The sequence below is a fragment of the Erythrobacter sp. NAP1 genome (genome assembly GCF_000152865.1).
In the GTDB taxonomy this organism is placed as follows: domain Bacteria; phylum Pseudomonadota; class Alphaproteobacteria; order Sphingomonadales; family Sphingomonadaceae; genus Erythrobacter.
The window spans coordinates 3,129,767-3,151,838 of sequence record NZ_CH672390.1 but is presented as its reverse complement, the minus strand read 5'-3'; the positions used below and the strand labels follow the sequence as shown (position 1 = coordinate 3,151,838).

Genomic DNA, 22,072 nt, shown 5'->3' with positions numbered 1-22,072 from the left:
TTACTCGGCGGGCTCCAGAGCCTCTTCGTCGACGACATTCTCGCGCCGAGCCTTTTGATTGCCCTCGGCGCGGGTGCCGAAAAACCGATCCCAGAAGATTGTCGTCACGCCGTAATTTTTATGCGCCGCAATGAAATGGTGCTGCATATGGTGCCGTTTCAAACGCTTGCCCAAAGGCCCATTCATTGACCAGTGGTGGCACGCATAGTGCGTCAGGTCATAAGCGACATATCCGCCGACAAAGCCCAGCGCGATCCAGGTACCTGCATCGCCAGCGGCGAGCCAGAGCAGCGACCAAATCAGTGCGCCAACCGGGATGCTAACGATTGGCGGCATCAGGTTGCGCAGTTCATCGCGAGGCTGTGCGTGGTGATTGCCGTGAATGACAAACACCATCTGCTGAAGCCAGAGAGCCTTGGGCTCCCAGTGAAACAGCTTGCGATGTGCGAAATATTCGAAAAGGCTCCAGACGAACCAGCCGGAGGCAGTCAGAGCGATCGCCGCCAGCGGTGAGGCGGTTCCCCATCCGGCCAATAGGATGAGCGGGAGCACGATTGCCCAGGTCGCGACGAACCATCTCACGGAAATGACCGTAAGTTTCTCAAGCCATTGGTTCTCGAAAAGAACGAGGCGCTGTTCGTCAGAAGTGGGACCCTTCATGTCCTTTGACTCGATAGAAAACACATTTCGTTGTCAAGCGAGATGTGCGCTAGGACCGAGCAAACAACCTCAAGAATGGCTGCGGTGTTGCTCATGCGTGACGAATTGAAATCCAAGACCGCCAAGCAGTCGATTCTACTTACCGGAGGGTCAGGCGGATTGGGGAGTGCATTAGCCCTCCACCACGCGCGCCACGGAATCGAAATCAGCCTCTGGGGCCGCTCAATGGAGCGCCTTTCTGAAACAAGGCAGGCTGTCGAAAAGTTGGGCGCGGTCGCCGATACGACGTCGTTCGACTTTCTGGATGCAGAAGCCGCAGTCGAGCTGATGTTGGCGCAGGATGATGCGATGAGTTTCGACGTGGCATATTTCGTCGCAGGGATAGGTGACACCCGCGGGGAAGGAGATCTTGTCGAAAGCCCGGATCAGATCCTCAGAGCGATTCGACTCAATCTGGCGGCGCCAGCCGCGATGGCCGCTGCACTCGCTGAACGGATGGCCGAGCGCGGAGGCGGGCGCATCGTGCTCATCGGTTCGGCTGCGGCGAACCACTCGCTTCCTTTTGCAGCTGCCTATTCCGCATCAAAAGCCGGACTCGCGACCTTTGCAGACGCGTTGCGAATAGCGGTGCGGCCTCATGGAGTCAGCGTGACGCTGGCCGCTCCGGGTTTCATCGACACCGCTGCCGGGCGCAACAACTCAGCCAATCGGCCCTTCGAGATTCCCGTCGATGAGGCTGCAAGGCGGATCGTCTTGGCAGCTGAACGCGGCGAAGCGAACTACGTCACACCGTGGCAATTCAAAGCATTGAAAGCACTCGACATTCTTCTGCCTCGACCGATCCGAGACCGGTTTCTCGAAAGGCTCTCCCCCTAGGTTTCAGCCGTGCTGGAGCGGGCTTTCTTGGAGCTCATTTCAAGTATCGCCTGATGCAATTGTGCAGGCGAGAGGTCTTCGCGCGAATTATCCATCGGCAAGATGCCGCCGTCGCGATCAAATCGCAGCATGACGTAAGGCGTATGCCTGTCGCCTCCGGGAGTGCTCGCTCCGGGAATGCTCGGTCGATGATCGCCAAAGAAGACCAGCAGGGCTCGCTTCTCAAGCACCGCGATGCCTTTGCGCAAGTGGCCGAGCATGTCGTCGCCTGCTCGCACGAGACGGTCGTAGTTCTCGATCATGTGATCCGCACCCGCATCACCATGTGGGGCCCAGGGGCCATGGTTCTCAATCGTCACCGAATAGATCAGGCGGGCGGAATCCGACTGGCGCCCTAGCTCGATAATCTTGTCGGCGACCGCTGCGTCGCTCACATATCGCCCCTCGCGCGGCGCTTCGAACTCGTCTTCGCTCACCAGTTCATCAAACCCGGCCGCGGGCAGGATTCGGTCGCGATTGTAGAAGCGCATGTCGTGCGGGTGGACGAAGAGACTTCGCCAACGATCCCTAGCGAGCCGGTTTGGCAGCGCGGACGATACGTCATCGAGTGCAGTCAGGTATGGATCGAACAGACGGAAACCGAGCTCTTCCTCGCCGCGACCGAAGATTACGCCGTATTCGGTGCGCATAGTGTACGCGCCAAAGCCGCTCACCAACAGGTTGCCCCATTGCGCTGCGTCCTTGCGAGAGGCTTCGAGCCAGGGAAGCGGCTCGTGATGGCTTCCAAACAGATCCTTTGGGTCGGCGTAGGATTCGCATTGAATGATCACGATCAGGTCTACTTCGTCGGCTGCTCCAGCTCCCTGATCATGGCCCTCGACCCGCAGATCGGCATGCAAGCTTGCCGGACTACTCTTCCGCCACCGCAACCAGTAGATGAGGATCGAGGGTACAAGACCAAGTGCCGTCGCGTCGCGAGCGATATCCGGCTCCCACGCGATTTTGCGCATCGTGCCAAGCCTGACCCCCAAGTCCGTCAGGACGAGGCCCGCGCCTGCCAGCATCGAACCGTTGGCGGCCATTTCAAGATTTGGCCGCACGAGGATCGCGAGCACAATCGCAAGAACGGCAAGTGCAACAAGGCCAGCCGCCTTTTGAGGCTGCGTGAGAACGGAGAAGTAGAATTGCGGATGCCGGAACATCGCACCGATCAGAGCCAGATCGGTGAACAGCAACGGTTCACCAAGCATTCGATTTTTGGCGTTTGAGGCCAATACGGCCAGCAGGTGCAACGCTAGCGAGAAGATTGAAGCGAAGATCGGGTCTCCGCTCACCGCAAGAAAAAGACCGAACGGCACAAGAGTAGTGGAAGCAATCAGCCAAATCGCTAGAGGCCGCCGCATGAGTCGCGGCGCGTGCGGACGTGCAAGACCATCAATCAGCACAGAGCCGATCAATGTCGCTATCAACGCTGGCAAGAGGTCGAACATGTGCAATTCAATTCATCAGCTTCGCGGGATTTCGGACCACAAGTCCCTCGCGCGATTAGGAATGTGGCGATAGAAGCCGCGCTCGTTCATTGCGAGTATTGTTTTGCTTCGCTTTAATGGCCGTGCTGCAAAAAGCACGAACCAGGGGTAGTTTGAGTGTTTTCCCATAATATCGAGGATTTTGGTGCCGAGCAGGGGCGCGAAAAGCGCGCTCTGACCGCTGGCGCGGCTCCATCGGAGCTCGACGCCGCGATTGAGTCGGCACCCGAAAATCCTCGCACCGTACTTCTTTTGCAAGGGCTGATGGGCCCGCTCTTCCGCCGTCTGGGCCAGGAACTGATCCGTTCTGGCCACAAGGTCTACAAGGTCAATTTCAATGGTGGTGACCGCCTTTTCTGGAGGCTACCAGGCGGTATCGATTTCCGCGATTCGTTGGAAGACTGGCCTGACGCGCTACGCAGCATCATTCGCGAACGCCAGATCACGGATGTCGTATTGTTCGGCGACTGCCGCACGCATCATATGGCGGCGACGAAAGTGTGCCGCGAGCTCAATGTCCCTGTCCACGTTTTCGAGGAAGGCTATGTGCGGCCCGACTGGGTCACTCTCGAACTCGACGGCGTGAACGGACATTCGCGTTTGCCGCGCGATCCGGAATGGTATCGCAAGACCGCCGCTGCCCTCCCCGCAGTGCCTGAACACAAGCAGGTGGCGTCGTCGTTTCGTCGGCGCGCGCTTGAAGGACTGGTCTACAATTTCGCAGATGTCCTGACACGCTGGCACTACCCGCATTGGTCGAACCACCGCCCGTGGCATCCACTGATCGAAGGTATTGGTTGGGTTCGCAAGCTTGCTCGCGGCAAAGGCCGCAGACAGCGGTCGGCTGCGGTGGTTGAACGGCTGCTTGGCTCAGACACTCCCTACTTCCTGTTCCCGCTACAACTTGCATCGGACGCGCAGATCCGATTGCACTCACCCTTTGCCAGCATGACCGATGCGGTGATGATGGTCCTGCGCTCGTTCGCGGAGAACGCGCCTGAAGGCACGCGCCTGCTGGTCAAGGAGCATCCGCTCGACAACGGCGTCGTCGACTGGAGGCAGGAAGTGTGGTCGATGGCCAGTCTGCTCGGTATTGCCGACCGCGTCGACTATATGAGCTTTGGCGACATCGTGCCTGTGGCAGAGCGCGCCAAGGGCGTCGTCGTAATCAACAGCACGAGCGGCACGCTCGCGCTGGATATGGATGTGCCGGTGATTGCACTTGGACAGGCAATCTACGACATTCCCGACATCACGTTTCAGGACGGCCTCGACCGCTTCTGGACCGAAGCGACCCCGCCGGATCGCGGCACATTCAATGCATTCCGCCGCGTTCTGGTTGAGCGTTGTCTGATCCCGGGCGGCTTCTTCTCGGAAGAAGCGCTCGACAAAGTGGTGCGTCACGCGGTTGCACGCTTCGAGGGCAAGGGCCTCCTGCCCGAATAACCTCGCCGCACCTCAGCCGATAGCTCAGCTGGGTGCGACGATGTTGTCGTCCGAATTGCGGTCCACGTATTTGTTGTAAGGGTCGATGCCGACAAAGGCAGGGCGGCGATCGGTCACGATCGTGATCTCCTGCTCACCCGACTGAACCGCACGGCGTTCGAGCAGGATCACATTTTCCGCTGCGAACTCTTCGCCACCGGGTCGTTCCGTGAAAAGCCCGACTTCAATCTGGTCGCTGAGATCGGCTTCGGTCTCGACCCCTTCGCCATCGGCATACAGTTTCGCCGCAGCCACGGTCAGCGTTGTTTCGAAACGTCCATCGTCGAGCTCGCGCACGACAGCTTCCTCTGCCTTGAGATCGTAGACCGTGATCCGCTGCAGGAGGTCGCGCACAAGGCCGCGCTCTTCCTCGCTACGGGCAAGTGTATAGAAGCCGTCGACGAGATCGGTCGAGGTCGCATAAGGCTGCGCCTTGAAGCGATAGCGGTCGAGCAAGCCGGACAGCATCTCGTTGACGCGGTCCTCACCGAGGCGATCCTGCAGGAGGTACATGACCACCGAACCTTTTCGGTAATGGATGTAACCCTGGTTCTCGACTTTCTCGAGCGGAAGTTCCTCGATCGCCTCTGACCCGCGCGCGGTGAGGTAATTGTCGAGCTCGAACTTGAGGAAGCGGCGCATCTGGTCCTCGCCGTAAAGCTCCTTCATCACCATAAGCGCCGAATATTGCGCGAGTGTCTCGACCATGATCGTGCCGCCCTGCATGTCCGCGCTGATCAGCTGGTGCGCCCAGTACTGGTGCGCCACTTCGTGGGCGGTGATGTAGGTGACGTAGTCAATCTCCCCGGGGTCGGCGAGATTGGCGAGAAAGCCGATGCTCTCCGAATAGGGCATCGTCCCGGCAAATGCCTGTGCGAAGCTGGCGTAACCCGGAAACTCTATGATGCGTGCGTGATCGAACTGATATGGTCCGAAGTTTCCACGGTAATAGGCGAGCGAGCGCTCCATCCCATTGAGCATGCGCTCGACGTTGTAGGGATGCTGCGCATCGTAATAGACCTGCAGTTCGACCCCGTCGGCCATTCGTGTCGCGATCTCATAGTCGGCTGACTGGATCGAGAAGAAGCCGAGGATAGGATTGGTCGACTGGAACCGCGCCGTGCGGCGATCGCCCTCGGTGACGTCCGAAATGCGCGACCCGGGAGCGATGGGGACCTGGTCGGCGCTGGTTGTGATCGTGATGTCCGAATTCACCCAGTCGACATTGCCGACATAGTTACGATTGCGAGCCTCTTCATCACCCAGCTTGGCGGGGCGCAGTTCTGGTTCCAGCCCATAGCGACGACGGGTCGCACGGTCCTGAAGCAGCCCGCTGCGATCCATGCCAAGTTGCGGTGCAAACTCGCTGTTGTTGAGGAATGTCCCGTTCTCGACGAGCCTTGTGCCGTAACCGGTCGTGGTGAGTGCAGCATGTTCGCGCCTGCTCTTGAAGGTCAGCGTGCCCGTCGCATCGACTGCCATCGGCTGATCGAAACGATAGATCCGGTGCTGATAGGCCTCGTCATTCTCGACCAGCGTCGCCCCCCGAATCTCGACCTCGAGAAGCTCGGTGTCGGGATCGGTAAGGCGCACGTGAAGCATTTCGACCGGAGCGCCCGTGTCGTTGACGAGGTTATAGGTCCCGCTCACCTCTAGCCGCCGCTCTTGTGGGAAGATTTCCACGTCGAGTGTCACGTCGGTCAGCGAAGGCGCGGCGAGCGACTGATACTGGAGATACTTCTTCTCGTACTCTGCCAGAAGTTCTTCCTGCGCATCCTGATTGCGGTAGGTGTTCTGCACATTCATCTGGTTGAAGAGGAACGCGCCCGTCCCTGCTGCAACAACAATCCCGGCAATCCCGAGCGCACCTGCACCCGAGGCAAACCGGCGAGGCAATTGGCCGATGCGCGGGGCGAGCTTGGTTTCGGTCCCACGCCGCCATAGCATGTGGGCGAGCACCGCCAGCAACAGGGCTATACCGCCCCAATAGAGCCGCAACCACCAGCCTAGCGTGCCTGCTACAGCATCGCCGTTCATGTCCGAGACCGGGCTGAAGCCCGTTGTCCCGTAAAGCAGCAGCGGATGATCGAAGCCGAGATTGTCGAGCGTGATTGCCCCGACGAGGTAGAGCACCATGATGCCCCAGCCGACGAATTTGTTCGGGCTCAGCGCCTGCACGAAGACCGACAGGATCGCGATCAGCACCATATCGATCGTACCGGGCAGGATGTACCACATCAGGTACTTGTCGAACTCGAAGTTGAGGTAGCCCCGGAACGCCTGGATCACCATCGCAGCAGCGACCGAAATCAGCAGCGTAGAAAGCAGCACGAAGGTCACAGCGATAGTCTTGGGGACCATGTAGGCCCAGCCGGGAAGCGAGGTGCTGTCGATCACTTCGTGAAACTTGCGGTCGCGGTCACGCCAGACGAGCTCGCCGCCGTAATAAATCGCGATAATCACGGGAATGATACTAAAGGTCCCGGCAAGGATCGGGATCAATGAGAACGTGGCTGGTACCGGAGGTGTGCCGTAAACTTCGTTCCCGAATGCGAGAGCGGTCACAGAGTTGAACAGGCCGATCAGCATGAGCACTCCGAATGCCGGGCTGCGAAGCACCTGGCCCATCTCGAACTTTGTGGTCTTGATCAGGCGCGCCCAGCCGGCTTTTTCCGGCTCGGTCGGCGGAAGAGTATCGACGGTGAGCGGCTGCGTGCGAGCAAGCTTCTGCGCTTTCTTTTCCATCCGCTTGGCCTTGCGGGCCGACACACCCTTATCGGAAAAGCTGAATCGCCAGAACGCGACGACCAATGCAAGCGCTGCAATGCCGAGCACCGCGATGCGATTGATCAGTATCGTTCCGGTAAACTCGGGCAGCCGCGAATTGAGCTCGGCCGCGGTCCAATAGCGCGTCTCATTCGCCACCGCGCTGAAACCGAGCGGGTCAACCAGCGCTGCGAAATCGCGGTATTCCGGCTCCCCGCCGACCACGACGTTGAAGCTCACATAGGCAACGAGGAAAGCGACCACCGCGACGTATGAGTAAATCATCGAGCGCGTGATTGTTGCGACGGCGAAGAATATCGCGCTCAACAGAATAACCGTAGGCGCCGCGAACAAAGCGTAGCTAACCGCGTAGTCCGCAAACCTGTTCGGGCCGACAGTCTCCGGGTCGATCCATGGCATGAGCGATCCGAAAAAGACCGCAAAAGGCACGACGGCAAATGCCAGAAGTGCAGCGAGGGCCGCTCCGGTGAAGCGCCCGATGAGGTACGCAAAGCGCGTCACCTGTGTAGAGCGAACCATCGGCCCGAACCCGCTTTCATCGTCGCGCACAACGACGTTGGCGACAAATGCCGTGGTCACGAACATGAAGAACAGCGTCAGCACCATCTGCGTCTGCAGGATGGCGAAGGGGCTGTTTACGTTGACATTCCCTCCCCCGCCGATCTGGATGTTCTCCGACGCTGTCGCGCCGAAGGTCAGCAGGAAGAAAATGACCAGCGCCACCCAGAAAACCGGGTTGCGCAACTGGTAACGCAGCTCAAAAAGCGCGATCGATCCGAACATTGGTGCCCTCCCGTCCTGCGCGCTTACGCGGCGACCGTTTCAGCATTGTCGCTGCGGCGTGAGGCGGCGAGGGTCGAGAAATAGACATCCTCGAGGCCACCGTCGACAGACGTGAAGCCATCGCCAGGATCGTGGTCGCACAGAATGTGGATGATCGTGCGGCCAGCAAACAGGCGGGTCGAGATGACCTCGTACATGTTGCGATAGGCATCGAGCTCACTGCGCTCGATCGTCTTTGCCCAGATCGTGCCACGCGCCTTATCGATCAAGTCCTTGGGCGCGCCTTCGAGCTTGATCTGACCGGTCACCAACACAGCCATCGACGGGCACAAATCGGCAACGTCCTCGACAATGTGGGTCGACAGGATCACCACGACATTCTCACCGATTTCAGCGAGCAGATTGAGGAAGCGATTGCGTTCTTCCGGGTCAAGACCGGCGGTAGGCTCGTCGACGATGATCAAGTCGGGATTGCCGATCAAAGCCTGAGCGATGCCAAACCGCTGACGCATGCCGCCGGAGAAGCCTGCGATGGCTTTCTTGCGCACGTCCCAGAGGTTGACCTGTGCAAGCAGGGTCTCGACCGTCTCCTTGCGTGCCGAGCGAGAAGATAGTCCCTTCAGAACCGCCATATGGTCGAGCATGTCATAGGCCGAAACGCGCGGGTAGACACCGAAGTCCTGCGGAAGATAGCCGAGGCGTTTACGGAGCGCTTCAGGTTCAGCGAGGATATCGATCCCGTCGAAAGTGATCTTGCCCGAGGTTGGGGTCTGCAGCGTTGAAACCGTCCGCATCAGGGTGGATTTGCCTGCACCGTTGGGCCCCAGAAGCCCGAACATTCCCTTGGGAATGCTCAAAGACACATCATCGAGGGCGCGCACGCCGTTGGGATAGACGTGGCTGACGTTCTGCAGTTGAAGCATGTAGTGATCCCTCCTGTTGGGCAGGAAGGTAGGTTGGTGTGTTACTTGTGTAAAGCGCCTAGATTGAGCGCTGTCTGCCAACGGCTAATGTTGATCGACGAGGGTCTGTCCCGCTCAGCGCGCCCGTGAAGGCGCGATCAGGACGGCGTTCGCAATGAGAAGGTCGAGACCGTCGAGATAGGCGCGGGTGGACGGATCGTGTGCAAATCCGATCGTCATGCCGCGCCCGGTCGGCTGCGCCAAGAGGTAAGGCTTGAAGGCAAGCTGGCGGCGGTTTTCTTCCCAGACATAACCGCTTGCGATGAGATCATCCAAAGCCGCAAAGCGCAGAACATTGGACCCTTGCGAGCGATCCAGCGGAGTAAAGATCTGAGATCCGCTGGCGAGGACCACTGCGCCATCGTCATAACCGGCGGAAAGGAAGTTCTCCTCATCAGCCACCGTATTGAGCAGTGCCCCGGGCAGGGTGTCCGGGAGAGCCTGCTGATCGGCGATGGCTTCGCGATATTCTTCCTCGCTTTCGAATTCCTGAGCCTTCGCGAGCGCCCCTTCCGTTCCTTTCTTGCCTTCCGCTGTAAGGCCAAGAGCGGCCTCGCGTTTTACCGCGAGGAGCGGATTATCGCCGCTTGCAAAGCTGCCCACGCTGCGTCCAACTGTTACGAGCACCCCGCCCCGCTCCACGAATTCGCGCAATGTCGACAGTCCACGGCTTCCCAGATCGCTCGCAGGCGAACCATCAGGGATGAGGACGACATCATAGTCGGAAAGATCGGCACGGCCGAAACGGTTGGTGCGAATTGGCACGACCGGAAGTCCGAGGCGCTGTTCTAGCACATAGCGCATCGCGCCTGCGCTTAGTTGCGAGATGCCTTCGTCCCAGGCCATGGCCACCTTAGGCAGAGTCAGGTCGACGAACGCTTCACTACCAAGGTTCGGACCGTCCTCGACCCAGCTGCTTTCAAGCGCCACGGTATGAGCACCAATCTCGCTGGCAAGGGCAGCCAGCTTGGCCATTTGTTCATCGGTGTTCGGGCCAGCCGGGAAAACTACAGTGCCGCGCGGATAGGTGCGCCCATTCTGAGTGAACGCCTCGTCAGTGGTTCGCGCCTTGAGGCCATTGCGCAGAGCAAGCGTTACAAGCCGCGCCTGACCGCTATCGGTCCAAGGGACGGCAACAGCGAAATTGCCGGCACCCTGCGCAAGCGGCGCAATGGGCGTGTCACCTGACAGTATATCGCCCGAAACCGCGTTGCCGCACAGGTTGACGTCAACGCCCGACATCAACCCAACCGACCATGCAGTTACATCGTACAGCTCATGGGGCAGATCTTCAGAACGGCGGCGTTCCTGTTCGGTGATGAATTGCGGCGGGAGTGCGGTGTCGCGATCGAGCAGGCTGCGAACAAGGCGCGCAGCTGGCTGAGCTTGCGGCACTGCGAGATATCCCTGCGGATAAGAGCGACCGCAAGCTGACGCCGAGCCTGACCGCCTCAGGACAGTGATACCTTGCGCAGCGAGTCTGCGGCCCAAGCTTTCGGCGTTCCAGCGCCGCGATGCGAGGTCGATGATATAGGCGCCTTGACCTGCGCCGCCTGTGGCATTGGCCGCGCGATAAGCTGCGAACTCGCTCAGGAAACGGTCCGCATTCTGCGCCACTGCTTCCGCTGTCGATATGCTCGCGATGAAATGGTTACGAACGGTGTGGCCGTAGGTGAGCTCGCTACCATCCGGGCGTTCCCACAACAGGCCACGAGATGACGCCTGCTCGTACGTGCTACCGATCGCGCCGTGATGGGTATTCCAGGTATCGCCATATCCGGGGTAGAACAGGTCGAAGATTTCACGGGTGTAATAAGGCTCACCCATCGCGTCGAAGTATGACGCGTTGTTGCGCCCGATGATCGCATAAGCGCGGCGCTGTGCATCGGTGATGTTCGGGTTGATCGGCTCGGCCGCTGGCGAGAAGAAGTAGGTGGAATCCCCACTCATTTCGTGCAGATCGACTACCACGACCGGGTTCCATGCACGGATTGCTGCGACCTTGCCGCGGGTCTCAGGCTGGCTCAGAGTAAACCAGTCGCGGTTGAGATCGAACATGTAGTGATTGACCCGGCCACTGGGCCACGTCTCATCGTGCTCCGCCGCCTGACGATCACCTGCTGGCACTATGCCGGTCGCGCCGCGGAAATGATTCACGAAACGCGCACGCCCGTCTGGGTTCTGCATAGCGTCGATCGCGACAATCGTTTCAGAAAGTATCGCATCGACCCGCGCATCACCTTGCGCTGCGAGCAGATGATAGGCGGTCATGAGGGCGGCATCGGTGGATGAAATCTCGTTCCCGTGCACACCATAGGTGAGCCAGGTCACAGGAAGCGCATTCCCATTGCCGGTACGACCGGCAGCGATCGTCGCAAGGTCTGACTGGATGGCATCGATCCGCGCCATGTTTTCACTCGATGTGATGATCAGGTAGTGCAGCGGGCGTCCTTCCCAGCTCGTGGCATACTGGACCATCCGCACCCGGTCTGGAGCTGCCTCTACCAGCGCACGCAGATAACGGTCTGCCTCTGCTGGCGACGTTATGCGGTCTCCGGGCGCATGACCTACGGTCTGGGTGAGGGTGGGAATGTCGGGGTCGAACTGGGCATCGAGGAAGGACTGCGCGTGAGCCATTGAGGGAAAGACCAGAGCGGCAAACACGGCCATCGCCGCGGCAAGAATTCGGTCTGTCAATTCGCGCATCTTTTGCCAGTCCTTTTTGGTCAACATGGTGCCCATCAGGCCCGCCTGTTCGGCCAAACATCATTCCCGGTCAAGCTGTAGGTTTCGCCGAATGACTCTTGAGGCGTCATGACGCGTAACAAAATTGCCACGCACGGCGCCAATCTGCACGATTCAACTGTAACCTTCTTGACACACATCGCTTCTGAGTCCGACCATGGTGCATCGCAACAAACACAGGGACTGACATGAGACCTCTCAAGATTTCTGGACAGGCGCTTTTACTCGCCGCCGCAAGCACCATGCCGTTCACAGCCTATGCCCAGTCAACTCCTGACGGCGATGAGGCTGGCGATGGTGAAGAAAACCGCATCGTTGTCACTGGATCGCGCATCGCGGTCGATCCCAATATCGGTTCACCTGCACCTGTCATATCAGTCGATGCTGAGGCTCTGACTCAGGCGGGTACGCCTGACGTTGTCGATGTCCTGCGGGATATTCCTGCGCTCTCGACCTCGACCACCGCAGAAGGTTCGATCGACGGTGTGTTTGCTGAAGCGGTCGGTCAGTCGATCCTCAACCTTCGCGGCTTGGGCGCAAACCGTACCCTCGTTCTGGTCAATGGTCGTCGTCATGTCTCTGGCGTCGCCGGCGAACAGGCTGTCGACATCAACTCTATTCCAACTGCCCTGATTGAGCGCGTCGAAACGCTCACCGGCGGCGCATCGTCGATCTACGGTGCTGACGCTGTGACGGGTGTTGTGAACTTTGTGCTCCGTGACGACTTTGAAGGCCTTCAGGCCAACGTTCAGTCGGGTATCTCCGACCAGGGCGATAGCTGGCGTATCAACGGGGACGTGACGTGGGGCGTCAACTTCGACGATGGCCGCGGTAACTTCGTGATCTCGGGCGAATACGCATACGGCGAAGAGCTTCAGTTCGGCGACCGTGCTTTTTCGCGCAACAACGGCATCTTTGATGACCAAGCAAACCCGGCGTTGCGCTTCCAGACCGGTGAACTGAACGCGACCGACACGCCCAACTTCATTGCCAACGGTTCGGTAATTGGAGGATTGATTCCGACGTCAGCCGACGGGTTCACGCCAACCGCTGCGGAGCAGGCTCTTATTGCTCGTTCGGTGAATGCGCCTCGTCGTTTCATCGCATTCGATCCCCGCTTCTCGCTTTCGTCGGCAGGCGGTATCGTGGCACCAGGCGATATCGGCCTTAGCGATGGTCCGGATATCAACGGCAACGGCACGCCAGACTGCCTCGAATCCGCAGTTGGCTTCAACAGCACCTTCAATGCTGGCGCCTTCGGCCTTGCTGGCGGTTGTGCGGTCATCAACAATGATGGCTCGCTCAGCGTCTACCAAGACGGCCTGATCACCGGCCTGTTCAACCAGTTCGGCGGCGACGGCATTCCGAACAACTTCGACGTGAACTCGCTGATCCCGGAAACCGAGCGTTGGTCGGTCAACGCCAACCTCACCTACGAGATTTCGAACGCAGCAACCTTCTTCTTCGAAGGTAAGTACGTGTCGAACTCCGCCGAATTCCAGGCGCAGCCGAACACGTTCTACGATCTTCTGACGATCCGTGCGGATAACCCGTTCATCACGCCTGATCTTCAGCAGTATGTCGCACCGCTGTTCTTCGGTGATGGCGTTGAAGAAGGCCTCTACCTTACTCGCGACCCAGCTGACCTTGGGCCGAACCGCAACCGCAACGAGTTCGAAACCTATCGTTTCGTTGCAGGTTTCCGCGGCGATACGTCGGACTACTTCTCGTACGAGGTTTCGGCGAACTACGGGAAGTTCAACCAGACCACGCTCGACGCGAACCGCGTCATCATGGACCGCTTTTTTGCAGCCATCGACGTGGTAACCGGCCCTGGCGGAAGCCCGATCTGCCGTTCGGACATCGACCCCACCGCCCCGGCCACGACGCCGTTCGGCATCCCGGCGGGCGATCCCGGCTTCTTCACCTTCAATCCGGGTGACGGTCAGTGCCGTCCTGCCAATGTTCTTGGCGGTGTAGGCGCGATCAGTCAGGAAGCGATCGACTTCATCACCACCACCGTGGTCAATGAGTTCGAGCTCGAACAGCTGGTATTCAGCGCGATCTTCACCGGCAACACCGGCGCTTTCCTCGAACTTCCGGGCGGTCCGATCGGCTTCGCTTTCGGTCTCGAGTATCGCGAAGAGGAATCGACTTCGGAATTCGACCCGCTGGTTCGCGGTGTCATTCCAGTGACGACGCCTGACGCAACCGAAGGAGCGCTGCTGCGCGACCTAGGCTTCTCGCAGAACTCGCTGGTGTTCGACCCTGCTTCGGTGATCAGCAATGCTGGTGGCCAGTATGACGTCTATGACATCTTCACCGAGGTCCGCCTGCCGTTCCTCGCGAATGTTCCGGGCGCAGAGTTGCTCGAGCTGAGCGGTTCAGCCCGCTTCTCAAGCTATTCGACCGTTGGCGATACCTTCACCTGGAATGTCAGTGGCCTTTATGCTCCGACACAGGATATCCTGTTCCGCGGCACCTACTCCGAAGCGGTGCGCGCACCGAACATCAACGAGCTGTTCAACCCGGCTCAAGGTGCGTTCTTCCGCCCGGTCGATCCGTGCGACGTGGGTAACCTCGTGACCGCTCCTGATGCCGCGCTGCGTCAGGCGAACTGTACCGCGTTCTTCAATCAGATCGGCTTCGACCCAACCTTCGGTACGGGCACTTACAGCTACGTCGATCCTCTGACCGCGCGTTTCTCGGGTTCGATCAGTGGTAACCCGAACCTTGAGGAAGAAACCGCCACGACCTGGACGGTTGGCGCCCAAATCACGCCGCGCTTCCTGCCTGGCTTCGTCCTCAGCGTCGACTACTACAACATCGAGATCGAGGACGCGATCAACCCCGTCGGTTCGCAGGACATCGTCGACAACTGCGTCGATAGTGCCAGCATCGAAAACGCTTTCTGCGGCCTGATTGATCGCAACCCAGCAACCGGTGGTTTCACCTTCCTGAGGCAGAGTTCGCTGAACTTCGCCCGTCAGGAAACGGCAGGTGTCGAAGCGGTCATGCAATATCAGTTCGGCGTCGGTCCACTCGACTTCACGCTGAATGCGAGCGGCACCTGGGTCGACAAGCTCAACAACTTCTTCGATCCGAGCGATCCGACGCTGGTTGATCCTGAGCTTGGCGAATTGCAGCGTCCCGAGTGGGCTGGCCGTGCTTCGCTTACTGCAGACTATGAGCGCTTCAGCTTCACCTGGTCGACCACCTATCTCGACTCGATGGGCCTTCGCGCCGTTGAGATCGAAGAAGTGGGCAACACCGGTGCAGACACGTTCTCGGTCGCCAACGGCCTTTCTGGTGACGCGTTCATTCACGACATCCAGTTCAGCTTTGAAGCTTCGGACATGCTGAACATCTATGGCGGTGTGAACAATGTCTTCGGTCGCAACCCGTTCCTCACCGAACAGGCCTACCCAGTGAGCCCGGTCGGCACCCTGTTCTTCCTGGGTGCGACGGTTACGATGTAACCATCGGCTCTCAGCCCAACGCAAAGGGGCGCGAAGGTTTCGACCTTGGCGCCCCTTTTTTGTGTTCGCCTGTCGCGGCCAGCGTCAGACGTTCCCGTGCTCCTTGCGAGCAATCTCGTGTAGCCAGTCTGCATGACGCGGCGCTTTTTTTGTCTGGCTCCACTCGTCCAGCATGAGCGGCGCCACGCGCTTCAATTCGGCATATTGTTCATCGGTTCCAATGTCCGCAGCGAGTTCGACGCGGTGGCCATTGGGATCGAAGAAATAGATCGACTTGAAGATGCCGTGATGCGTCGGGCCAAGCACATCGATACCTTCAGCTTCAATGTGCTCCTTTGCGGCAAGCAGCGCCTCTTCGTCCGGCACGCGGAAAGCGAGGTGCTGGACCCAAGCGGGCGTGTTCTCGTCGCGGCCCATGTCTTTCTGATTAGGCAGCTCGAAGAATGCGAGGATGTTGCCGTTCCCCGCATCGAGGAAGACGTGCATGTAGGGATCATACTCGCCGGTTGAAGGGACGTGATCCTCGGCAAAGGCGGTGGTGTAGTCCATGCCAAGGACGCGGCCATACCATTCGACCGTTTCCTTGGCGTCCTTGCAGCGATACGCCGCGTGGTGAACACCGCCCAGTTTGACAGGATGGCTCATTCTGCCGGTTCCTTGTCGGCAGTGTCGAGCACGCCGCGCGCGATCTGGTCGCGCTCGATGCTTTCGAACAGCGCCTTGAAGTTACCTTCGCCAAAGCCGTCGTCGCCCTTGCGCTGGATGAACTCGAAAAAGACCGGACCAACCTGCGCCTCCGCAAAGATCTGAAGCAGAAGGCGCGGCTGTCCGCCTTCGGTCGTTCCATCAAGCAGGATGCCGCGCATCTTGAGGTCATCGGCATTCTCGCCATGACCTGGCAGACGCTCGTCGAGCATCTCGTAGTAAGTCTCCGGCGGCGCGGTCATGAAGGGCACGCCGAACTCCTTGAGGCGATCCCAGCACGCGACGAGGTCTTCGCAGATCAGTGCGATGTGCTGAATGCCCTCACCGTTGAATTCGCGCAGGAACTCCTCGATCTGGCCCTTGCCGCCTTCGCCCTCTTCATTGAGCGGAATGCGGATCTTGCCGTCAGGCGCGGTGAGCGCCTTTGAGGTCAGTCCGGTATATTCGCCCTTAATGTCGAAGAAGCGGATTTCCTGGAAGTTGAAGAGCGTCTCGTAATAGTCCGCCCAGTATTTCATACGGCCGGTGTAGACGTTGTGCGTGAGGTGATCGATCGTGTGAAAGCCCGCGCCCTCGGGATAGGGATCGACGCCCGGCAGGTAGTCGAAATCGATGTCGTAAATGGTGAGGCTCTTGCCTTCGGCTCCAGCATAACGGTCGACGAGGTACAGAATTGCGCCGCCAATGCCGCGGATCGCGGGGATGCGCAGTTCCATTGGACCCGGCTCGTTTGCGACCGGCTCAGCGCCCTGTGCGATCAGGTGATCGTATGCCTTGGCAGCATCGCGAACGCGGAAGGCCATGCCGCAGGCTGAGGGGCCATGCTCGCGCGCGAAGTACCATGCTGCGCTGCGCGGCTCGTAGTTGACGACGAGGTTGATGCCGCCCTGACGCCAAAGGTGCACGTCCTTTGAGCGGTGCTTGGCCACCAGCGTGAAGCCCATCGCCTCGAAAACCGGCTCGAGCACGCCTTTTTCGGGCGCACAGAATTCGACGAACTCAAAGCCATCAAGGCCGGCGGGATTGTCGAACAAGTCTCCGGGGTGCTGTGTCATCAATGCGTCTCTTTGTTTCAAACTGGTTACGTTTGAAACTAAATACGCTCAATCGGCCCTTTTGTCAAAGAGCATTCACTCCAATTGGGTTTGCAAGCCGGAATGGATCAGGGCAGGCTATGCGCAGTCGGAGGGACGCATGATCAAGACCAAGGGTATCAACCACGTCGCGCTTGTCTGCCGCGACATGCAGGAAACCACGAAGTTCTACACCCAGGTCTTGAACATGCCGCTGTTCAAGACAGTCGAATTGCCGGGCGGCGGACAGCACTTCTTCTTCGATTGTGGCGGCGGGAGCGCGGTTGCGTTTTTCTGGTGGGAGGACGGTCCGCCAGCCGCTCCCGGCATCGCGTCGGTCCGCAAGTTTCCTATGGACGCCAAGACCGCTGTGGGGTCGATGAACCATCTCGCTTTCGACATGGCCGAAGAAGAACTCGAGGCAGCGCTCGATCGACTTGAAGAAGCTGGCGTCGAGCACACACATACTGTGGTCAATCACGATGACAGCCCCGCAGGCATGTCGCGCGAGATGCACGAGGGTGTATTCGTACGCTCGGTTTATTTCACCGACCCGAACGGGATCATGTTGGAATTTGCGGCGACGACCAAGCAATTCGGTCCCGGCGATATCACGCACAAGCCTGCAACGGCAGCAGACAGGGTGGAGGCGTAGAGCATGCCGCGCTTGAGAGAGGTGCCCAAGGACGAGGCCGACGAGAAGATCGCGTTGCCGCTTTATGCGATGCTGTTTGGCGATCGCGATCCGGTGGCCGAACCTGGAACGGCTACAGGAACCCCAGGCGATTGGTGGACCGTTTTTGCGAACTCGCCGGCTACGCTCAAACATGCGGCGCAGGGGTTCGCCTACTACCGCGATCCTGCTCGCAAGCTTGACCCGGTGCTACGCGAGTTGGGCCAGACATGGGCGGGATGGGCTTGCGGAAGCCAGTTCGTTTTCTCACAGCACTGCAAGTCGCTACGCGGCCTTGCTTATCCCGAAGACAAGATTGAAGCGCTGCCGGTTTGGCAGACCAGCGACCTGTACGATGCTCGCGAAAGAATGGTCCTTGCCTACGCGGACAGGCTGGTATCGCATCACGGCCGGGTTCCCGATGCGCTATTCGAAGCGCTCAAGGCCGAGTTTTCCGACGAGGAAATCCTCGAGCTCACCTACACGACCGCGATGTACATGATGCACGCCATGATGAGCCGCGCGCTTCGCACCGAATTCGACGACCGCGACGATCCCATTACCGAAGTGCCCGCGCCCGAAGGCTTCGACGCGCTCGACTTCCTCGGTGGCAATCGCGAGAACGACTAGGCGATCCGGGCGATGTTGCGTCCGCGTTCGTCGCGGATGACCGCAAGCTTCGCTCCGAATGGTTCGCCGCTCTCGAAGATCCTGCGTGTGGCCTCGTCGGCGAGGTCGGCATTGCCTACGACCCTCTCCCCATCTGCATTCCGTCCGATCCAGACAGCATCGCTACCGCTCTTGGAGTGGTTGATCGTGTAGCTTTCCAGCGTCGCGCTTTCGAAAGGCTGGTCGCTGCGGGCTATACCGTTGGCAGTCTTGGGAACCTTCACCACCCGTTCTGCGCCCCAATCGGCTGCATCGGCCGAATAGATCCCGGTCGCATACTTGCTCATCCAACCACCATTGGCGCCGACCAGAGCATAGCTGCCTCGGTCAACACGCACTCGCTCCACCGCTTCGCAGATTGCGTGAGCGGAATAGTTGTTCCCCGCACCGCCAAAGAAGGGCAGACCGCCAGTGAGCGTGAGCCCGCGCGGGTCGTCATGCGCGATGCCAAAGTGATCGCACTGGTTGAATACTGGGATTGAGAAGCACGAATAGAAATCGAGATAGCGCATGTCGGCCATCTCTTTCCCCGCGAGTTCAAGAGCGCGCTCGACCGACGCAATCGAAGCAGGGTTCGCCGCGAGATCGGGCCGCTCGCTTAGCTCCAGCTCCGTCGCGGAAGTGACCGCATGGATATGCACCCACTTCTCTTCGGGCACGCCGAGTTCGCGAGCCTTGCCTGCACTCGCGATAACGATTGCCGCTGCCTGGTTCACCTGATCGCGGGCAACGGTCATGCGTGCGTATGGCTCCGCGACGATGCGGTTGCGATCCGTCACCGTGGCAAGTTCCTCGGCGCTGCGTTCGACCGGGGCGGCAGAATGCGGGTTTGCCGCGGCAATCTTGGTGAAGGGTTCGAATAGCTCGCCAATGTCGCGGCGATACTCCTCCAGCCCTTTGCCAAGCTTCGCCCGCCGGGCGTTTTCGGCGATGGCGTAAAGCGGGATCGCGCCGGTCGCGCCATGAGCGAAGAGGCCCATCTCCATCATGCCATCGAGGCCGAAGCCGCGATCCTCGAACTCGCCGCCGGCTTTCTCGGACCAGTCCGGCTTTTCTCCCTTTGCTGCCAGAGCGAGGGCAGTCGAGATCGCTTCGGATCCGACAATGACTGCGCAATCACTCTCGCAGGCAGCAATGGCCGACGCAAATTCGCCGACATATTGCTGATTGGTCTGTCCGCCAGTTGGCGAGAGGATCAGCCGCTCAGGCCTTGCGCCAACACGCCTCGCCACTGCACCGGGGATGTTATCGGGCGCGCCAAAAGGCGGCTCCTTGCCAGGTCGCGACATCTCGAATGCACGGATCGAAGCAAGGGTATCTATTGCCCCCGCCACCGATCCGTCAGCCGTACAGTCGGCGATAGCTGAGGCCAGTGCGCGGCCGCTCAGATCGGCGTAGGACAGGGCCTCGTAACCGGGCTCGCCGACCCGCTCAGAATACTGCCCTACACCGATGATGACAGGTGTGTTGTCGGGAACCATCTTTGCGGATCAGTCGACGAAATCGTCCACGCGCTCGATGATGATGGCTGGCGCCATACCGCCTGCAGCACACATGGTCACAAGGCCGCGCTTGAGGTCACGCCGCTCGAGTTCGTCGACCATCGTCCCGATCAGGATCGAGCCGGTTGCACCGATCGGGTGACCAAGTGCGATGGAACCGCCATTGACGTTGACCTTGTCCCAGTCGAGTTCGAGGTCGCGCACGAATTTCGCAGCAACCACGGCGAATGCTTCGTTGATTTCGAATAGGTCGATATCGTCAAGGCTCATCCCTGCCTTCTCGAGCACCTTCTTCGCTGCAGGAACAGGCGCGTTGAGCATCAGCGTGGGGTCATCCCCCATGTTGGCAGTTGCGACAATGCGAGCCCGCGGCTTGAGGCCGTGCTTCTCGGCATAGGCTTTCGAGCAGACCAGCACCGCAGCCGCGCCATCGACCACGCCCGAGCTGTTGCCCGCATGGTGGAAATGCTGAATCTCAACGTCCGGATACTTCTGGTTTACGAGGCCACGGAACGTGGTGCCCTTCGCATCAAGCGGAACGTCTGCGATCTTGGTAAAAGCTGGTTCAAGCTTGGCGAGATCGTCCATCGTCGTCTGCGGGCGCGGATATTCCTCGCGGTCGAGCACCACCGTGCCATCGTCGAGCGTCACGGGAACCACCGACTTGTCGAAGCGGCCTTCGCTGATCGCTTCGGCAGCGCGCTGCTGCGAGCGATAGCCAACCTCGTCGAGTTCTTCGCGGGTAAAACCTTCGATGGTGGCAATGGCGTCGCCACAGATTCCCTGGTGCGATTGCGGGTGAACGCCCTGAAGGCGCTCGTTGTAGCTGCCCATCATCATCGGCTTGATGCCCGCCTGCATCTTCTCTTTGGTCATCGCAGCGGTGAGGCTCATCATCTCCGTACCGCCTGCGACAATGCAGTCTTCCATGCCGCTCATCACCTGCGCAGCTGCAAGGTTCACCGAGGTGATGCCGCCGCCGCAGAACCGATCGAGCGTCGTACCCGAAGAGGTAATGTCATAGCCTGCATCAAGTGCAGCCATGCGGCCCATGTCGCCGCCCTGCATGCCGTCCTGCGTAGAGACCGACCAGATCACATCATCGACGGTCGAGGTGTCGAGGCTGTTACGCTCGGCAATCGCCTTGAGAACCGTCGCAGCGAGATGCTGAGGGTGCTGTTCAGCTAGAGCGCCCTTGCCCTGCTTGCCGATCCCGCGCGGAGTGCGCACTGCGTCGATGATGTATGCTTCTGCCATTTGGGGTCTCTCTCTCGTTTTCGCCGATAATCCGGTTGACGTATCCGTAAAGCCCCTGCACTCCTTGCACAAGAATGAGTTTCATTTTGCAATCCCAAGATTCGAGAAACTGGAGAGAGAGCCTGTGTCCGAAGAAGTACTGACCGAAGTTCAGGACGGTGTCCTGATCGTCACCATCAACCGTCCCGAAGCCAAGAACGCCATGACCAAGGCCGCAGCCGAGGGTATTGCTGCGGCCATGGATCGCCTCGATGCCGAAGACGACCTGCGCGTCGGCATCCTGACGGGCGCGGGCGGCACGTTTTGCTCCGGGATGGACCTCAAGGGCTTCCTTCGCGGAGAGAGCCCGACGGTCGAGGGTCGCGGCTTTGGAGGCGTTGTGCAGGCACCTCCTTCCAAGCCGCTGATTGCCGCGGTTGAAGGCTACGCGCTCGCTGGCGGGCTTGAGCTCATGATCGCCTGCGACCTCGTGGTGGCAAGCGCTGGTGCGAAATTCGGCATTCCCGAAGCCAAGCGCGGCCTCGTTGCAGCGGCGGGCGGCGTGATGATGCTGCCGGATCAGATTCCTGAGCGCATCGCCATGGAGCTGGCCCTCACGGGTGATTTCATTGACGCACCGCGCGCATACGAGCTTGGCCTGATCAACGAAGTGACCGACGGCTCGGCCATCGACGCAGCGAAGGCGCTTGCGGCTCGCATCGCTGCAAATGGCCCGCTTGCGGTTCGGGTGTCGAAGCAAATCATCAAGGAATCGCGCGGTTGGGCGATGGAAGATCGCTACACAAAACAGGCCCAGCTCATCGCGCCGGTCTTCGTGTCCGAAGACGCCCGCGAAGGCGCAGCTGCCTTCGCCGAAAAGCGCGCGCCCAACTGGAAGGGCAAGTAAG

The 22,072-nt window shown here is 59.6% G+C and carries 15 protein-coding genes; 6 read left to right on the top strand and 9 right to left on the bottom strand.

What is annotated here, in order from left to right:
- Nucleotides 1–660, bottom strand: coding sequence for a sterol desaturase family protein (locus NAP1_RS15180; protein WP_007166213.1), 660 nt, complete (start codon nt 658–660; stop codon nt 1–3).
- A gap of 93 nt (nt 661–753) precedes the next feature.
- On the opposite strand from NAP1_RS15180, the gene NAP1_RS15175 reads away from it, so the two are divergent.
- A complete protein-coding gene (locus NAP1_RS15175) occupies nt 754–1,536 on the top strand; it encodes an SDR family oxidoreductase (RefSeq protein ID WP_040465140.1) in 783 nt (260 codons plus the stop codon).
- On the opposite strand, the gene NAP1_RS15170 is transcribed toward NAP1_RS15175, so the two are convergent.
- Complete coding sequence (locus NAP1_RS15170; RefSeq protein ID WP_162013491.1) at nt 1,533–2,786, bottom strand: LTA synthase family protein; 1,254 nt, start codon at nt 2,784–2,786, stop codon at nt 1,533–1,535. The two genes, NAP1_RS15175 and NAP1_RS15170, sit on opposite strands and share 4 nt — an antisense overlap.
- Nucleotides 2,787–3,182: 396 nt before the next feature.
- Here NAP1_RS15170 and NAP1_RS15165 point away from each other — a divergent pair, with 396 nt between their 5' ends.
- Nucleotides 3,183–4,511, top strand: a complete 1,329-nt coding sequence (locus NAP1_RS15165) for a capsule biosynthesis protein (RefSeq protein WP_007166210.1) — start codon at nt 3,183–3,185, stop codon at nt 4,509–4,511.
- Between the two features lie 24 nt (nt 4,512–4,535).
- Here the strand turns inward: NAP1_RS15165 and NAP1_RS15160 are convergent, their stop codons facing one another.
- The 3 genes from NAP1_RS15160 to NAP1_RS15150 all read right to left on the bottom strand — a co-directional run bounded on the left by NAP1_RS15160 (nt 4,536) and on the right by NAP1_RS15150 (nt 11,788).
- Nucleotides 4,536–8,120, bottom strand: coding sequence for a M1 family aminopeptidase (locus NAP1_RS15160; protein WP_007166209.1), 3,585 nt, complete (start codon nt 8,118–8,120; stop codon nt 4,536–4,538).
- Nucleotides 8,121–8,143: 23 nt separating this feature from the next.
- Entirely contained in the window at nt 8,144–9,043 is a 900-nt protein-coding gene (locus NAP1_RS15155; protein ID WP_007166208.1) for an ABC transporter ATP-binding protein, read from the bottom strand.
- Nucleotides 9,044–9,157: 114 nt separating this feature from the next.
- The gene (locus tag NAP1_RS15150; RefSeq protein ID WP_050750502.1) at nt 9,158–11,788 is read right to left on the bottom strand and encodes a M14 family metallopeptidase; all 2,631 of its coding nucleotides are present in this window, start codon (nt 11,786–11,788) and stop codon (nt 9,158–9,160) included.
- Between the two features lie 227 nt (nt 11,789–12,015).
- On the opposite strand from NAP1_RS15150, the gene NAP1_RS15145 reads away from it, so the two are divergent.
- Nucleotides 12,016–15,306, top strand: a complete 3,291-nt coding sequence (locus NAP1_RS15145; RefSeq protein ID WP_007166206.1) for a TonB-dependent receptor domain-containing protein — start codon at nt 12,016–12,018, stop codon at nt 15,304–15,306.
- A gap of 84 nt (nt 15,307–15,390) precedes the next feature.
- Here NAP1_RS15145 and NAP1_RS15140 read toward each other — a convergent pair whose 3' ends face one another.
- Nucleotides 15,391–15,951: a VOC family protein gene (locus NAP1_RS15140; protein WP_007166205.1), complete on the bottom strand. Its 561-nt coding sequence runs from the start codon at nt 15,949–15,951 to the stop codon at nt 15,391–15,393.
- Nucleotides 15,948–17,066 carry a 4-hydroxyphenylpyruvate dioxygenase gene (gene hppD, locus NAP1_RS15135; protein ID WP_007166204.1) on the bottom strand — a complete coding sequence of 373 codons (1,119 nt, stop codon included), beginning with the start codon at nt 17,064–17,066 and terminating at the stop codon, nt 15,948–15,950. The genes NAP1_RS15140 and hppD overlap by 4 nt, the downstream gene beginning before the upstream one ends.
- Nucleotides 17,067–17,205: 139 nt before the next feature.
- Here hppD and NAP1_RS15130 point away from each other — a divergent pair, with 139 nt between their 5' ends.
- Nucleotides 17,206–17,739: a VOC family protein gene (locus tag NAP1_RS15130; protein WP_007166203.1), complete on the top strand. Its 534-nt coding sequence runs from the start codon at nt 17,206–17,208 to the stop codon at nt 17,737–17,739.
- Between the two features lie 3 nt (nt 17,740–17,742).
- Entirely contained in the window at nt 17,743–18,387 is a 645-nt protein-coding gene (locus NAP1_RS15125; RefSeq protein WP_007166202.1) for a carboxymuconolactone decarboxylase family protein, read from the top strand.
- Here NAP1_RS15125 and NAP1_RS15120 read toward each other — a convergent pair.
- Complete coding sequence (locus tag NAP1_RS15120) at nt 18,384–19,907, bottom strand: acetyl-CoA acetyltransferase (RefSeq protein ID WP_007166201.1); 1,524 nt, start codon at nt 19,905–19,907, stop codon at nt 18,384–18,386. The genes NAP1_RS15125 and NAP1_RS15120 overlap by 4 nt on opposite strands.
- A gap of 9 nt (nt 19,908–19,916) precedes the next feature.
- Entirely contained in the window at nt 19,917–21,185 is a 1,269-nt protein-coding gene (locus tag NAP1_RS15115; RefSeq protein WP_007166200.1) for an acetyl-CoA C-acetyltransferase, read from the bottom strand.
- Nucleotides 21,186–21,309: 124 nt separating this feature from the next.
- On the opposite strand from NAP1_RS15115, the gene NAP1_RS15110 reads away from it, so the two are divergent.
- Nucleotides 21,310–22,071, top strand: coding sequence for a crotonase/enoyl-CoA hydratase family protein (locus tag NAP1_RS15110; RefSeq protein WP_007166199.1), 762 nt, complete (start codon nt 21,310–21,312; stop codon nt 22,069–22,071).
- Nucleotide 22,072: the final 1 nt, after the last annotated feature.